A 14,420-nucleotide genomic window follows, 5' to 3' on the forward strand; every position below is an offset into this window, starting at 1 on the left:
ATTTATCTATTTAATTTTGAATTTTATATATGTAATTGCTTTGTTTACTTGTAGGTATTGATTTTCATAAAACGTCTGAATAGCCGTAACTTCTTCGGGCGAACCTTCATTTTTGTAGACATCATGATTTGCGTAAAGCACTTCGTGACCTTCTCCATGCAGAAGTCCAAGCGTGTAACCATGCATAAATTCGCTATCTGTTTTTAGATTCATAACGCCATCAGGTTTTAGAATCCTTTTATAAAGTTGCAAAAACTCTGTATTGGTCATTCTATGCTTGGTGCGTTTGTATTTTATTTGTGGATCAGGAAACGTTATCCAGAATTCAGCAACCTCATGTTCAGCAAAAATTCCATCGATGATTTCGATTTGAGTTCTTACAAAGGCAACGTTGTTCAGATCTGTGTCAGTTGCAGTTTTTGCACCTCTCCAGAAACGCGCTCCTTTAATATCAATTCCCACAAAATTCTTATCAGGAAATCTCTCGGCAAGACCTACAGAATATTCTCCTTTACCGCAACCAAGTTCTACTACAATAGGATTGTCATTTTTGAAAAAATCAGAATTCCATTTGCCCTTTAGAGGAAATTCATTGCCTACAACTTCTTCTCTCGTTGGCTGAAATACGTTGCTGAATGTGTCGTTCTCTAAAAATCTTTTAAGTTTGTTTTTGCTTCCCACAATAAAATAATATTTTGGCAAAATTAAGGAAATATATAAAACTTTAGATATATTTATCTTGCTACCTTAATTTACTTTTATTTATATGTCAAAATCTGATACCGTTTTGAAAATCAACATCCTTGTAGCACCGCTTAATTGGGGCTTAGGCCACGCCACCCGTTGCATTCCAATAATTCAAGCACTTCTTGAATTAGGTTTCAATCCAATAATTGCCTCGGATGGAATGGCATTAATACTATTACAAAAAGAATTTCCAAAACTAAAGTGTCTGGAACTGCCTTCCTACAATATAGAATATCCCGAAAAAGAGTCGGATTTTAAATTTAAAATGCTTCAAAATATTCCCGGAGTAGTTGACGCGATGTTGGCAGAAAAAAAACTCGTAAAGAAGTGGGTTTCTGAATACAATCTAAAAGGAATAATTTCGGATTCACGGTTTGGTGCTTATTCAAAAAAAGTTCCCTCGGTTTTTATTACCCATCAACTAAATGTTCTTAGCGGAAATACTTCGTGGCTAACCGGAAAAGTTCAGCGACTGATAATTAAAAAATTTGACGAATGTTGGATTCCTGATTCTGAAGCAAAGCCAAATCTGAGCGGAAAATTAGGGCATCTAAAAAATCCTTCAGATTCAGTTAAATACCTTGGTCCGTTAAGCCGTATGGTGAAAAAGAAAGTACCTCAAAAATATAATCTGATGGTTTTACTTTCGGGTCCCGAACCTCAACGATCGCTACTAGAGGAAATTTTGACCTCTGAACTTAAAAGCTATACTGGAAACATTATTTTCGTAAGAGGAGTTGTTCAGGAAGAAAGAACAATCGTAAAGGTTGACAATTGCACTTACTACAACTTTATGACTTCGGAGGAGTTGGAGCAGAAGATTAATGAGAGCGACTTGGTCATTTGCCGTTCAGGCTATACAACGATTATGGATCTTGCGAAACTTCAGAAAAAAGCACTCCTAATTCCTACTCCTGGACAATATGAACAAGAATATCTTGCAAAACGACTGCATAAAAAAGAGATGCTGCCATTTGCAAAGCAAGAAAATTTCAGCATTTCAGATTTGGAAAAAGTGGAAAATTTTAATGGCATACCTGAAATAAAGGAAGAAGTAAATTGGAAACAACTATTTTGCCTTTTTGAGGGTGAATGAGAATTCCGAACCTTTACCTAGTTGACTTTCTATATAAATTTTCTCTCCGTGACCTTCTACAATATGTTTGACGATTGCCAAACCAAGCCCGCTACCTCCTACGTCGCGAGACCCACTTTTGTCTACTCTGTAGAATCGTTCAAATAATCGGCCGATATTTTCGGATGAGACACCCTCACCATTGTCGCTAATTCTAACAATCACCTTATCTTTTGTAAGTTCTTCGATACTAACTTCAGTTGAGCCATTCTGTTTTCCGTACTTGATAGTATTAACGATTAGATTAACAACTGCCCGGTGTATTTTCTCGCTATCTCCATAAACCATTATCGGTTTGGTGTATTTTCTATCAAAAAGTAGGATGATGTCTTTTTCAGAAGCGCTCATTTCGAGAAGTTCAAAGACATTCTCAATAACTTCTACAATGTTGAAGTTCTCCATCTGCAAATTCAGATTTCCCGTTTCAAGTTTGGCGATCATATCCAAATCTTGAACGATAAGAATTAATCTTTCAACACCTTTTTCAGCTCGACTGATATATTTCTTTCTAATAGACTTGTCATTCATTGCGCCATCAAGAAGTGTGGACAAATAACCTTGAACGGTAAATAGGGGCGTTTTAAGTTCGTGCGAAACATTTCCTAAAAACTCTCTCCTATATTCTTCACGGACTTTTAGAGTTTCGATTTCTAATTTTTTGCTCGTAGCAAATTCTTTTACCTCCTGCGTGAGCGAAGCCATATCGGTAGTGACAGACTGCGATGTAAATGAGGACGATTCCAATAAAGATACGTCGCTGTATATTTTCTTTACTTTCGAATAAATATATCTTTCTACTCTATATTGAACTGAGAAAAATGAAAACAACGACATTACCAAAGCAAAATACAGACATATTTGCCAAGAGAAAATCGCGAAAAAATACATCAATGTACCTATCAGTACGGTAGAAAACAACGTGATATACAGCGTAGAAATCGCTGCAAATTTGTACGTGTTTTTCAATTTTCTAATCATTATGCGTCAAGCTTATAACCAACTCCTTTGATTGTAGTAAAGAGATCATCGCCCATTTTTTCACGTAATTTTCTAATGTGAACATCAATGGTCCTGCCTCCAACAACTACTTCATTACCCCAAACGCTATCCAGAATCTCTTCACGTTTAAAAACTTTTCCAGGTTTTGACGCCAAAAGATAAAGCAATTCAAATTCCTTACGTGGCAATACCAACTCTCGTCCTTCGTGAACTACTTTGTATTCTTCTCTATTAATTTCGAGTCCTGCGACATTGAGAGTTGCACTTCCTTCCTTCTGATCCTTAAGTCTGCGCAATAGTCCTTTTACTTTACTTACTAAAATTTTGGGTTTAATAGGTTTTGCAATATAATCATCTGCTCCAGCTTCAAATCCTGCTACTTGGGAGTAATCTTCATTTCGAGCACTTAAAAAAGTGATTATAACATTTTGCAATTCGGGCACTAAGCGTATTTGCTCGCAAGCTTCCATCCCATCCATAACGGGCATCATCACATCCATTATTATAAGATGTGGAAGTTCTTTTTTTGCCGCAGTAATCGCTTCTTTTCCATTAGAAGCGGTAAAAATTTGATATCCTTCTTGCAATAAATTATACCGAACTATTTCGATAATATCCGCATCATCATCGACCAATAGTATCTTTATATCTCTTTTTTTCATTTTGGTTTTTAATCACTTTAAGTCGTAAATGTAAAGATAATTGAGCTACCAATAATGGAGTTAACCGTAATTTAATATGGTAACATTACCCTAACAATAAGAACTCCTAGTAATAATATTGAGATAACCTAGCCTTAAAATACCAGCCTTTACTTTGCTGAAATTTAAAAATCATTCTGATGAAACATTTGTTCTTCTTATTTGTTTTCTTTTTATCTGTTTGCACATTCGCGCAAGGACCATCCACAATTTCGGGGACGGTAACTGACAACGATATGGAAACAGCGACATTACCTTATGTAAACATTAGCCTTCAAGGCACGAACATCGCCACGACTTCTGATGAAAATGGACATTACTCCATCAATGTAACTCCGGGATTTTATACTGTTGAATTTAGCTATATGGGATATTTAACTTCTGTTGAAAATGTTACTGTAAATCCTGCCGAAGAGAAAAACCTTGACAAGAAATTATTGGCAGACAGCGAAGTCCTTACCGAAGTAGTTATTAAAGCCAGAGTCAACCGCCAGAAAGAAAGTGCTTTGCTGATGGAGCAGAAAAATTTAGTAGAAATAAAACAGCATATCGGCGCTGAAGAATTTAGCAAGAAAGGTGTGGGCAATGCTGCAGCTGCTGTGGCCAAAGTTACGGGGATTAGCAAAGAAGAAGGTTCTGGCACCATGTATGTTCGTGGATTGGGCGATAGATATAATTCGACTTCGCTAAATGGGCTTCCAATTCCATCGAATGATACGGAAAAGAAAAATATCGATTTGGAATTATTTCCAACCGACATTATCCAGTATATCGGAATCGACAAAATTTATAGCGCTAATATGTTTGGAGATTTTGCCGGCGGAAATATTGATATAGTTTCAAAAGACTTCCAAGGACGTTCACTATTTGAAGTTGAGATTGGATCAAATATCAATAGCAATGCAGTAAGTCAATCAGACTTTCAGTTGCAGGAAGGACCAAGCTATTTTGGATTTTCTAATTATTCGCTTCCGCAAAATGGCCTCTCGTCATTTGGATTTTCAAATAGCCTAAATCCAGAAAGTACAATGCCAATCGGAAGCAGCGTTTCGGTAAGAGCTGGTAAATCATTTGATATCGGAGCACAATCGAAATTATCATTATTTGCAACCGCAAATTTTGATAGTAAATTCAATTATCGTGAAGGATTAAATCAAAGTGTTAGTGCACAAGGAGCGAAATTAAAATCTTTTGATCAGAAGAAATTTTCTCACAATACTTCTGCCGTAGGAATGTTTAATGCCGGATTGAATATTAAACCTGGTTCTAAAATTAAATATAACTTTCTATTTGTAAATTTTGCCGAGCAAGAAAATGACGAGTATAGAGGCTTTATTAGAGATATTGCCGAAGAAAACAACGGGCTTATCCGAAGAGGAACTTACAATCAAACTCAACTTTATGTAAATCAATTATTAGGAGATCATAAAATTAATGACCGATTAGCTCTTAATTGGGGTACATCTTATAATACCGTAAAAAGTGAAATGCCGGATCGTACTCAAAATACGTTGCGCATGAATACCTCAACTAACGATTACGTTTTTGCCACCAATACAACTTCTGATAATCACAGATATTTTCAGAAATTAACCGAAAATGAAATTGCAGCTTCTGTGTCTGCAGCTTATAAATTCGCAAAAACTACTGACGAAACCTTCAAAGGAACTTTTACAGTTGGTTATGACGGGAAATTTAAAACTAGAGATTTCGAAGCAATACAGTTCAACTTCAAAATTGCAAACAATCAATCTACAACTACGGTAAACCCGTACAATCTTGATTCTTTCTTTAATCAATCAAATTTTGATCAAAATCATTTTAATATAAATACTTTCAACGGAACATTAGAGCCACAAACCTATAGCGGTACGCAAAATATTCATGCTGCTTTTGCAACGATAACCTACCAATTTTCGGAGAAATTTACGGCAGTTGCGGGACTTAGGTCAGAACAATTGTTACAAGAAGTAAAATGGAAAACACAATTGGATAATATTGGAAGCAAAAACACTTTTGATCAAAATAAATTGTTACCAAGCATAATTGGAAAATACAGCTTAACTGAAAAAAGCAATTTGCGAATTGCCGCAAGTAAGACGTACACACTGCCCCAATTTAAAGAAAAAGCACTTTTCGTTTACGAAGACGTAACTGAAATCAAAGTTGGTAATCCAAATCTCTATCCTTCTGATGATTATAATTTCGATTTAAAATACGAGTTTTTCCCAAAACCGGACGAGACAATCTCTTTAACGGCATTTGGAAAATACATTCAGAATCCTATAAATGAAGTAACCCTTGCCTCTTCAACCAACGATATTTCGTTTATCAACACCGGAGATGCAGGTCATGCCGTAGGTTTGGAATTTGAAGTAAAGAAGAACCTTCTTTCTTTCGGCGAAAGCCAAAACAACAAAATCTCTGCGGGACTAAATGCTTCGTATCTAAAAACTGAACAGAAATTAAGTTCTGAAAAAGTACGTGCGGAAACGGCTTACAACATCAACCTTACCCACGACAAGAGCAGTTTTACTGGAGCTTCGGACTTGTTGCTTAATGCAGATTTGAGTTTTAATAGAACTTGGAATAACGACAAATCCCTTCAAATGACAGTTGCTTATGCCTACAGTTCAGATAGACTTTACGCCCTAGGATCAGAAATGAAAGGAAACTTAGTAGATCAGGCTATTGGACGTTTTGACTTTATCTTGAAATCATCACTTTCGGATAAAATAGGTCTAAGCTTTTCAGCAAAAAATTTGACAGATCCTTCGGTTCAAAGAGTTCAAGAAAACAATGGATCACCAATAACGGTACTATCTTACAAAAACGGAATTGACTTCTCATTAGGAATAAACTATCAATTTTAGACTTTACGATTTGGTTACACAACCGCAATTATAGTAACAATCTAATTACAGTTGATTAACCTCCAAATAAAGCAGAAACTTAATATTTGTAAAAGAATTTAAAAAGACAAACAAAAACCAAAAAATGAAAAACACAGTTAAGAAATTAGGAGTATTATTTATGGCAGTAAGTATTTTTAGCGCTTGTAGCAAAGATGACAGTCCAGCAATTGCAAGCAGTAGTTTTGTATTAAAAGCCAATGATTTTCAAGGAAAAATTACAGATGGCGATGTGACATTAGATCCTGCTGTTGTGTATAAACTTACTGGAAGTTTGACCATTGAAGATGGTGCCAAACTCATAATTCCTGCTGGAACCGTAATCGAAGGAACCGTTGGAACCTCGTACATCGCCGTAGCGCAGGGCGGAAAAATATTTGTAAATGGAACTGCTCAAAAACCGGTAGTAATGACAAGTGGAGCTGCAATGAAGGCACCTGGACAGTGGGGTGGACTTGTAATCTGCGGAAAAGCACCAATCAATAAAGGGGTAACAGCATCAGCAGAAGTTTCAGAATTGACTTACGGCGGAACAAATTCTGATGACAACTCTGGATCGATTTCTTATCTAAGAATTGAATATTCTGGCTATGCTTACAACAGCGAAAAAGAATTTAACGGATTGTCACTTTTTGGAGTTGGAAAAGGAACTACTATCGAATATGTACAAGTATACCAAGGAGCAGATGATGGTTTCGAATTCTTTGGAGGTACAGTTGATACTCGTTACTTAGTTTCTACTTCAAATGAAGATGATCAATTTGATTGGACAGAAGGCTGGAATGGTACAAATGAATTTTGGTTTGGAAAATTAGGTTTAGGTCGCGGAAACAGAGGAATCGAAGCAGATAATAATTCGAACAACCACTTGGCACAACCAACTTCTAATCCACAAATTAAAAACCTTACATTAATTGGATTAGGTGATCAAGGGACAGAATCTCAAGCCATAAAATTGAGAGTTGGAACGAAAGGTATATTTGAAAATGTAGTACTAAGTAACTTTGTTACAGGAATTGATATTCAGCATTCAGAAGGAATAGGTTATGTTGCTTCTCAGGAGATTAAAATTACAAATGTTCGTTTTTTAAATGTTACGTCTAAAGCAAAAGGAAAAGACACTGCGGGTGCAACTGCTGATGTTAATCCAGTTTTCATCGAGAGCGCAACAGCAACTGGAGCTGGCGATGGAGAAAATATGCCATCTTGGGCGGCATCTTGGACGAGATTATAAGATTGATTTTGTGTTAGTTAGTTATCAGAGCCTGCCCCAAAAGCAGGCTCTTTTTATGGTATAATATTTGAAATAGTTTCAGTATCTTTACAGCATATTATCTACTATGAAAAAACACTACCTATATACAATCATTTTATTCATCATTTTTTCCTTTAGCAGTTTTGCTCAAGGTGGAAAATCGACGATCAATCACGATTCTACTATCGATGGTTTGAGTTTCTATCCAAACCCCGCCACAAACGGTAAGATTTTTATTGCATCTAAATCTAATACTGCCAAAGAAATAGCTATTTATGATGTGCTTGGTAAAAAAGTATTTCAAACCCTTAGTAGTGCCAAGGAAATAAATATTTCTAGTTTAACTCCCGGTGTTTATATTATCAAAATAAAGGAAGATGACAGCACTGCAACAAGAAAACTCATAATAAAGTAAAAATTTACGGTTTCTTTTCATTTTATTAACTTTGAATGTAAAGTTTTCATTAAAAATGTTCCTATATTTGAACTAATATTTAATAACAACCCAAACAATTATGAAAAAACTTTACACTTTATTATTTGCTGCAGCAGTTTCTTTTACTGCTAATGCACAACTTACCAACGGAAACCTAGAAAACTGGGTTGACAACAACACGCCAGAATCTTTCTCGCCAGCGCCTTATACTGCTGGTGTAAGCAAAGAAGCCAACATTAAACATGGTGGAATGTTTTCGGCAAAGCACACAACTCCAACTTTGCCTTCATCTAGTGGAACTTCTGTAAAAATTCAGAATGAAACAGCGGTAGTTGTTCCTGGAACAACGTATACAATTTCGTATTGGTATTTGGATAATGATCCTGCGGCAAAATCAAGACCATGGATTTACTGGTTGAATGACGCGTTTTCTACAATTCCAGCAAACGAATCTGAATTTAGACCAGCGACTTATAGTACTGATAATCCAGAGTGGCAATTATGGACTACAACAGTGGTAGCTCCTGCAGGTGCTGCAAAGCTTAGATTCGAAATGAGATCATACGCTGATGGTACTGCTGGTGGTGGAGTAATCTACTACGACGATATGTCAGTAACGTCTCCAATGAAAGTTAGCCAAAATTCAATCAACGGTCTTAACGTATATCCAAACCCTGTAACTGCAGGTACTTTTTACATCAACACAGATTCAAATGACGTAAAGTCTGTAAGCATCTTTGATGTATTAGGAAAACAAGTTTTAAAAACTAAAACTAATAATGCTGTAAATGTTTCAGCTTTAACTAGTGGTGTTTACATCTTGAAAATTACAGAAAACGGATCTACTGCTACTAGAAAATTAGTTATCAAGTAAGTTCATAATTTCTTAAACGAAAGGCTTCAATGAAAATTGAGGCCTTTTTTTTTTGGCTTTCGCCGAAAGAATAAAGCTCGCAAGATGGTAGTGTAAAAAGATTCAGCTCTAACCTTGATTGCACCATAATAAGAAGCGATTTTGTCTTCGGTCGAAGCAGTCCGTAATAGATTGAAATTATCTACTTATAACAACATTCTACCGAATCTTCTTCGCCAATTCCTTCATCTTAGTAGAGAGTTCAAAAAAATCAATTAGCACAGTATTAATTCCGTCTTCACTTAAAACGCCGCGTTTCAAATCTTTTGGAAGTTCGCCTCGCTCGTCAGCCGACCAATCTTTCATATACTGAGATTCGTAATACTTCTTAATAGTATTCAGTTTCTCCACGTGATTCTCAAGCTCGTCCATCGCTTGCGCCGATTTCGCTACAACCGCAGCAAGTTCATCCAAAATGTTTTCCATTCTTGTCACTCGGTCTATTATTTCACTCATAATTCTTGCTTTATTAAATTCTGCTCTTGTAAACGTATAAAATTTAGAACTTGTTTCCGTATGCCCAATCCTATAAAACTGTTAAAAAGTGCCTACCAAAAGTATTGAAACTTCGGATAGACACTTTTATTATTAGACTCCTTAACTTCTCATCATTCACTTAGCCAATACGTTTTCTGAAATATCTGTTTAAACAATTAGATGTGTGAATAAATCTGGATTCCCATTCAAATATTGATAGTTGGTTTTTCTATTGCTCAGTTTTGTTTCAATCGCCAAAAGATCATTTCTGTGTTGCAATTCGATCCCCACAATCACTGGCCCCGTTTCACGATTTGTTTTCTTAGAATATTGAAAGTAAGCGACATCATCGTCCGGACCTAAAATGTCATTTACAAACTCCTTTAATGCGCCCGGCCGTTGCGGAAATTGCAACAAAAAGTAGTGCTTTAATCCTTCGTACAGTAGCGACCGCTCTTTAATTTCCTCTGTCCTTGTAATATCATTATTGCTTCCGCTCACAATGCAAACCACCTTTTTGTCCTGAATTTTATCTTTATAAAAATCCAATGCCGCAATGGTCAACGCGCCCGCAGGCTCTACCACGATCGCTTCCTCGTTATATAATCTTAGAATCGTAGAGCAAACTTTGCCTTCTGGAACGAGAATAATGTCCTCTAAACCGTTTTTACAAACCTGAAAGGTTTGCTCACCTACTCGCTTTACCGCCGCGCCATCAACAAACTTATCAATATCCTCCAAAGTCGTATTCTTGCCCATAGCAATCGATGTTTTCATCGACGCCGCTCCAGCAGGCTCAACTCCTATGATCTTGGTCAGCGGACTCAATTCCTTAAATACCGAAATCAATCCTGCTGCCAATCCGCCGCCACCAATTGGAACAAACAAATAATCAATTGGAGTTTTGTGATCTTCCAAAAGTTCTAAACCTATTGTTCCCTGACCAGCCATGACCATTTCATCATCAAACGGATGAATAAAAATCGCTCCCAATTCGTCACACAATTTTGTTGCCTCTGCAAACGATTCGTCAAACGTATCGCCTTTCATGACAACCTCAACTTTGTCTTTCCCAAAAAGTTTAACCTGCTTTGTTTTTTGCAAAGGCGTGGTCACCGGCATAAAAATCGTCGCTCTAATATTCAATTTAAAGCAAGCATAAGCCACGCCTTGAGCATGATTTCCCGCACTCGCGCAAACTACACCTTTGGCTTTTTCGGCATCTGTAAGTGAAACAATTTTGTTATAAGCGCCGCGTAATTTGTAGGAACGCACGGGTTGCAAATCTTCGCGTTTCAAGTAAACGGCAGCAGAGAATTCCTCGCTCAAGTTCTCATTTTTCATCAGTGGTGTATGCACCGCAACCCCTTTTATTCGCTCTCGAGCTTCGTACACTTTTGCTAGTAAACTCATTATTTTTTAGGTCTTAATTTGCGAACTTCCAAACCTGTTTGCCACAATTCACTGTTCTTCATTACGGCCAATTCTTCTTCCAATTTTTCGCGATAGTCATCTTTGCTATTGGCTTTAATCACATTTTCGGCTTCTCTTCCCGAAACCACACTATCGTATAGTTCATTCAAAACTGGCTCGGTGGCTGCGCGAAATTTATCTTTCCAATCCAAAGCGCCACGTTGCGCAGTTGTAGAGCAATTAGCAAACATCCAATCCATCCCGTTTTGCGCTACTAGTGGCATCAAACTCTGAGTTAATTCTTCCACCGTTTCGTTAAAAGCTTCACTTGGCGAATGCCCACGTTGCCTTAAAACATTGAACTGTGCTTCAAATATTCCCGCAACCGCGCCCATCAACACGCCACGCTCGCCAGTTAAATCGCTATAAACCTCTTTCTGAAATGTTGTTTCAAACAAATATCCTGAACCAATTGCGATTCCCAACGCCAATGCTCTTTCCTCGGCCCTTCCGGTGGCATCTTGAAACACAGCATAACTCGAATTTAATCCTTGCCCTTGCAAAAACAAACTTCTCAACGATGTTCCCGATCCTTTGGGCGCAACCAAAACCACATCCACATCTATTGGTGGCACGATTCCCGTTTTTTCATGAAATGTGATTCCAAATCCGTGCGAAAAGTACAGCGCTTTGCCCTTTGATAAATGTTTTTTGATGCCTTCCCACGCTTGAATTTGCCCCGCATCCGACAATAAATTCATCACTACTGTCGCTTTTTCGCAGGCTGCTTCTACTTCAAATAAGGTTTTCCCCTCTTCCCAACCGTCGGCTAATGCCTTTTTCCAGCTATTTGTGCCTTTTCGCTGCCCCACAATTACATTTACGCCGTTGTCTTTTAAGTTTAAAGCTTGTCCCGGACCTTGCACGCCGTATCCAATTACGGCAACAGTTTCACGTTTTAATACATTTTGCGCTTTTTCTAGCGTGAATTCTTCTCTTGTAACCACGTTTTCAAGTACTCCTCCAAAATTTATTGTCGCCATTTTATATTCTTATTTTATATTTATTAATTATTTTAATTTGGGCGTTTCCCTCCCGAAAAAGGTCGGGTCGGGCTGTCCGCTATATCTTTTGTTCCGCAAGCTCCACAAAAGGATGCCGCTGCCATCCCTAACGCAAACCCTGCAATTATTCAAATTTTGCTGTTAATTTAGCTTGCCAACTCTTCCAGAAAACTGCTCAGCTCTTTCATCGGTTTGGTCACCGCCACTCTTCCCGAACGAGCAAACTCTAACATTCCAAAAGGTTGCAGTTTTTCAAAAAGCAATTGCGTTTCTTCTACATGACCGGTTTTTTCAATCACCATAAATTTGGGATCAACCGTCAAAATTCTCGCATGATGTTCGCGAATCACTTTTTCCACATCGCCATCGGTCAGCATCTCAGTTCTAATTTTATATAAAGCAATTTCTTGATGTACGATTTGCGAATCTTCATGGGCAAAGGCCTTTAACACATCAATCAGTTTTTCGAGCTGACCAATTACCTTATCAACCTGCTCTTTCGAAGTTCTCAGCACAATCGTGTATCTAAATACGCCTTTCACCTCAGATTCTGAAGCCGTGATGCTATCGATATTCAAATGCCGACGAGTAAAAATGATGGTAATTCTATTCATCATCCCAATGCTGTTTTCTGTAAATACAGAAACTGTATATGTTTTTTCCATAGTAATTTTAGCTTAATCGTATTTCAGAAACCGATGCTCCCGTAGTAATCATCGGAAAAACATTTTCTTCCTTTGCAACCATAACTTCCAATAAATAAGATCCTTGGTGATTCAGCATTTCTGAAAGTGAACTTTTCAAATCTTCTCTAGCTTCTACTTTTTTAGCTTCAATACTATACGCTTTGGAAAGCGCTACAAAATCTGGACTAATCATTTCGGTGAACGAGTAGCGTTTTTCGAAAAATAATTGCTGCCATTGCCTTACCATTCCCAAAAACCGATTGTTGAGTATAATGATCTTTATATCCACCTTGCTTTGCAAAATCGTCCCTAATTCCTGTAAGGTCATTTGGAAACCTCCATCACCAATGATGGCTACTACCGTTTTTTCGGGTGCGCCAAATTTGGCTCCAATTGCGGCAGGAAGTGCGAAACCCATTGTTCCCAATCCGCCAGAGGTGATATTGCTTTTCGATTTATTGTATTTATAATATCTCGCAGTCATCATCTGATGCTGACCAACATCGGTAACTACCACCGCCTCACCATTGGTGATTTCTGAAAGCATTTTAATTACCTCGTCCATCTTCATCTCCTCCGAAAAAAGCTTATCAGCGCTTTCTTGCAGCGTGGATATTTCTAATTCTTTTGCTTTTTTAAATTCTTGATGCCAATTTGAATGTTGCTTTCTTTCAGCCAAATCAGTTAGGACTTTCAAGGCGTCTTTCGCATCAGCGTGAACTGCCACATCTGCATTGATAATCTTATTCAATTCGGACGCATCAATATCAATATGAATGACTTTTGCTTGCTTGGCATATCGCGAAACATCGCCAGTAACTCGGTCGTCAAATCGCATTCCGACAGCAATCAAAACATCACATTCGTTGGTTTTGATGTTTGGTGCATAATCGCCGTGCATGCCGAGATAACCCACGTACAGTGGATGATTATTTGGAAACGCGCCCAAACCTAATAAAGTTGATGCCACCGGAATTCCTGATTTTTCTACAAATTTCAACAGTTCTTCCTCGGCATTTGATAGCATAATTCCTTGTCCAATTAAGAGGTATGGCTTTTTCGCGCTATTTATTAAACTCGCCGCTTCTTCTAGTTTTGCAAAATTTAATTTTGGTTTTGGACGATAACTCCTTATCTCAGTACATTTTTGATAGTTATACTCCATTTCACCAAATTGTGCATCTTTGGTAATATCTATCAAAACCGGTCCCGGCCTTCCCGATTGTGCGATGTAAAAAGCTTTAGCAATAGCCGCAGGAATATCAGCTGCTTTGGTTACTTGGCAATTCCATTTTGTAATAGGCATTGAAATTCCCACCACATCAGTTTCTTGAAAAGCATCCGTTCCCAATAAATGCGAAGCAACTTGACCCGTAATACATACCAGTGGTGTCGAATCGATCAATGCATCAGCCAAGCCCGTGATTAAATTTGTGGCTCCAGGGCCAGAAGTTGCAAATACAACTCCTGTTTTTCCTGAAGTTCGTGCAAAGCCTTGTGCCGCGTGAATCGCACCCTGTTCATGCCGAACCAAAATGTGGTTTACCGAACCTTGATAGTCGTACAACGCATCGTAAATTGGCATAATCGCGCCGCCAGGATATCCGAAAATTGTTTTTACATCTTCTGCAACCAACGATTTCATGACCGCTTGTGCGCCTGTTATTATTGTCGAATCCATT

At 37.8% G+C, this 14,420-nt stretch carries 13 protein-coding genes; 5 read left to right on the forward strand and 8 right to left on the reverse strand.

Going from position 1 to position 14,420, the window contains the following annotated elements:
• Positions 1-6 precede the first annotated feature (6 nt).
• Positions 7-681 carry a tRNA (guanosine(46)-N7)-methyltransferase TrmB gene (trmB, locus tag SBO79_RS01910; RefSeq protein WP_318643389.1) on the reverse strand — a complete coding sequence of 225 codons (675 nt, stop codon included), beginning with the start codon at positions 679-681 and terminating at the stop codon, positions 7-9.
• Positions 682-766: 85 nt separating this feature from the next.
• Here trmB and SBO79_RS01915 point away from each other — a divergent pair, with 85 nt between their 5' ends.
• A complete protein-coding gene (locus SBO79_RS01915; RefSeq protein ID WP_318641352.1) occupies positions 767-1,843 on the forward strand; it encodes a glycosyltransferase in 1,077 nt (358 codons plus the stop codon).
• On the opposite strand, the gene SBO79_RS01920 is transcribed toward SBO79_RS01915, so the two are convergent.
• Together SBO79_RS01920 and SBO79_RS01925 are read right to left on the reverse strand one after the other, a co-directional pair.
• Entirely contained in the window at positions 1,817-2,860 is a 1,044-nt protein-coding gene (locus SBO79_RS01920; protein ID WP_318641353.1) for a sensor histidine kinase, read from the reverse strand. The two genes, SBO79_RS01915 and SBO79_RS01920, sit on opposite strands and share 27 nt — an antisense overlap.
• Entirely contained in the window at positions 2,860-3,543 is a 684-nt protein-coding gene (locus tag SBO79_RS01925) for a response regulator transcription factor (protein WP_318641354.1), read from the reverse strand. Before SBO79_RS01925 ends, SBO79_RS01920 begins: the two co-directional genes overlap by 1 nt.
• Positions 3,544-3,722: 179 nt before the next feature.
• On the opposite strand from SBO79_RS01925, the gene SBO79_RS01930 reads away from it, so the two are divergent.
• The 4 genes from SBO79_RS01930 (at position 3,723) to SBO79_RS01945 (ending at position 9,059) form a co-directional block, all read left to right on the forward strand.
• Positions 3,723-6,455: a TonB-dependent receptor gene (locus tag SBO79_RS01930; protein WP_318641355.1), complete on the forward strand. Its 2,733-nt coding sequence runs from the start codon at positions 3,723-3,725 to the stop codon at positions 6,453-6,455.
• Between the two features lie 124 nt (positions 6,456-6,579).
• Positions 6,580-7,728 (forward strand): beta-helix domain-containing protein, encoded by a 1,149-nt coding sequence (locus tag SBO79_RS01935; protein WP_318641356.1) that lies wholly within the window; start codon positions 6,580-6,582, stop codon positions 7,726-7,728.
• A 106-nt stretch (positions 7,729-7,834) separates the two neighbouring features.
• The gene (locus SBO79_RS01940; protein WP_318641357.1) at positions 7,835-8,164 is read left to right on the forward strand and encodes a T9SS type A sorting domain-containing protein; all 330 of its coding nucleotides are present in this window, start codon (positions 7,835-7,837) and stop codon (positions 8,162-8,164) included.
• Positions 8,165-8,264: 100 nt separating this feature from the next.
• On the forward strand, positions 8,265-9,059 hold the full coding sequence (locus SBO79_RS01945) for a T9SS type A sorting domain-containing protein (RefSeq protein WP_318641358.1): 795 nt from the start codon (positions 8,265-8,267) through the stop codon (positions 9,057-9,059).
• Positions 9,060-9,257: 198 nt separating this feature from the next.
• Here the strand turns inward: SBO79_RS01945 and SBO79_RS01950 are convergent, their stop codons facing one another.
• From SBO79_RS01950 to ilvB, 5 genes are all read right to left on the reverse strand, one after another.
• Entirely contained in the window at positions 9,258-9,554 is a 297-nt protein-coding gene (locus SBO79_RS01950) for a DUF4298 domain-containing protein (RefSeq protein WP_318641360.1), read from the reverse strand.
• Between the two features lie 189 nt (positions 9,555-9,743).
• A complete protein-coding gene (ilvA, locus tag SBO79_RS01955) occupies positions 9,744-10,988 on the reverse strand; it encodes a threonine ammonia-lyase IlvA (RefSeq protein WP_318641362.1) in 1,245 nt (414 codons plus the stop codon).
• A complete protein-coding gene (gene ilvC, locus SBO79_RS01960; protein WP_318641364.1) occupies positions 10,988-12,031 on the reverse strand; it encodes a ketol-acid reductoisomerase in 1,044 nt (347 codons plus the stop codon). The genes ilvA and ilvC overlap by 1 nt, the downstream gene beginning before the upstream one ends.
• Positions 12,032-12,198: 167 nt before the next feature.
• Positions 12,199-12,717, reverse strand: coding sequence for an acetolactate synthase small subunit (ilvN, locus tag SBO79_RS01965; protein ID WP_318641366.1), 519 nt, complete (start codon positions 12,715-12,717; stop codon positions 12,199-12,201).
• Positions 12,718-12,724: 7 nt separating this feature from the next.
• The gene (gene ilvB, locus SBO79_RS01970) at positions 12,725-14,419 is read right to left on the reverse strand and encodes a biosynthetic-type acetolactate synthase large subunit (RefSeq protein WP_318641368.1); all 1,695 of its coding nucleotides are present in this window, start codon (positions 14,417-14,419) and stop codon (positions 12,725-12,727) included.
• Position 14,420 lies beyond the last annotated feature (1 nt).

Origin of the sequence: Flavobacterium ardleyense, from assembly GCF_033547075.1 — a bacterium.
In the GTDB taxonomy this organism is placed as follows: domain Bacteria; phylum Bacteroidota; class Bacteroidia; order Flavobacteriales; family Flavobacteriaceae; genus Flavobacterium; species Flavobacterium ardleyense_A.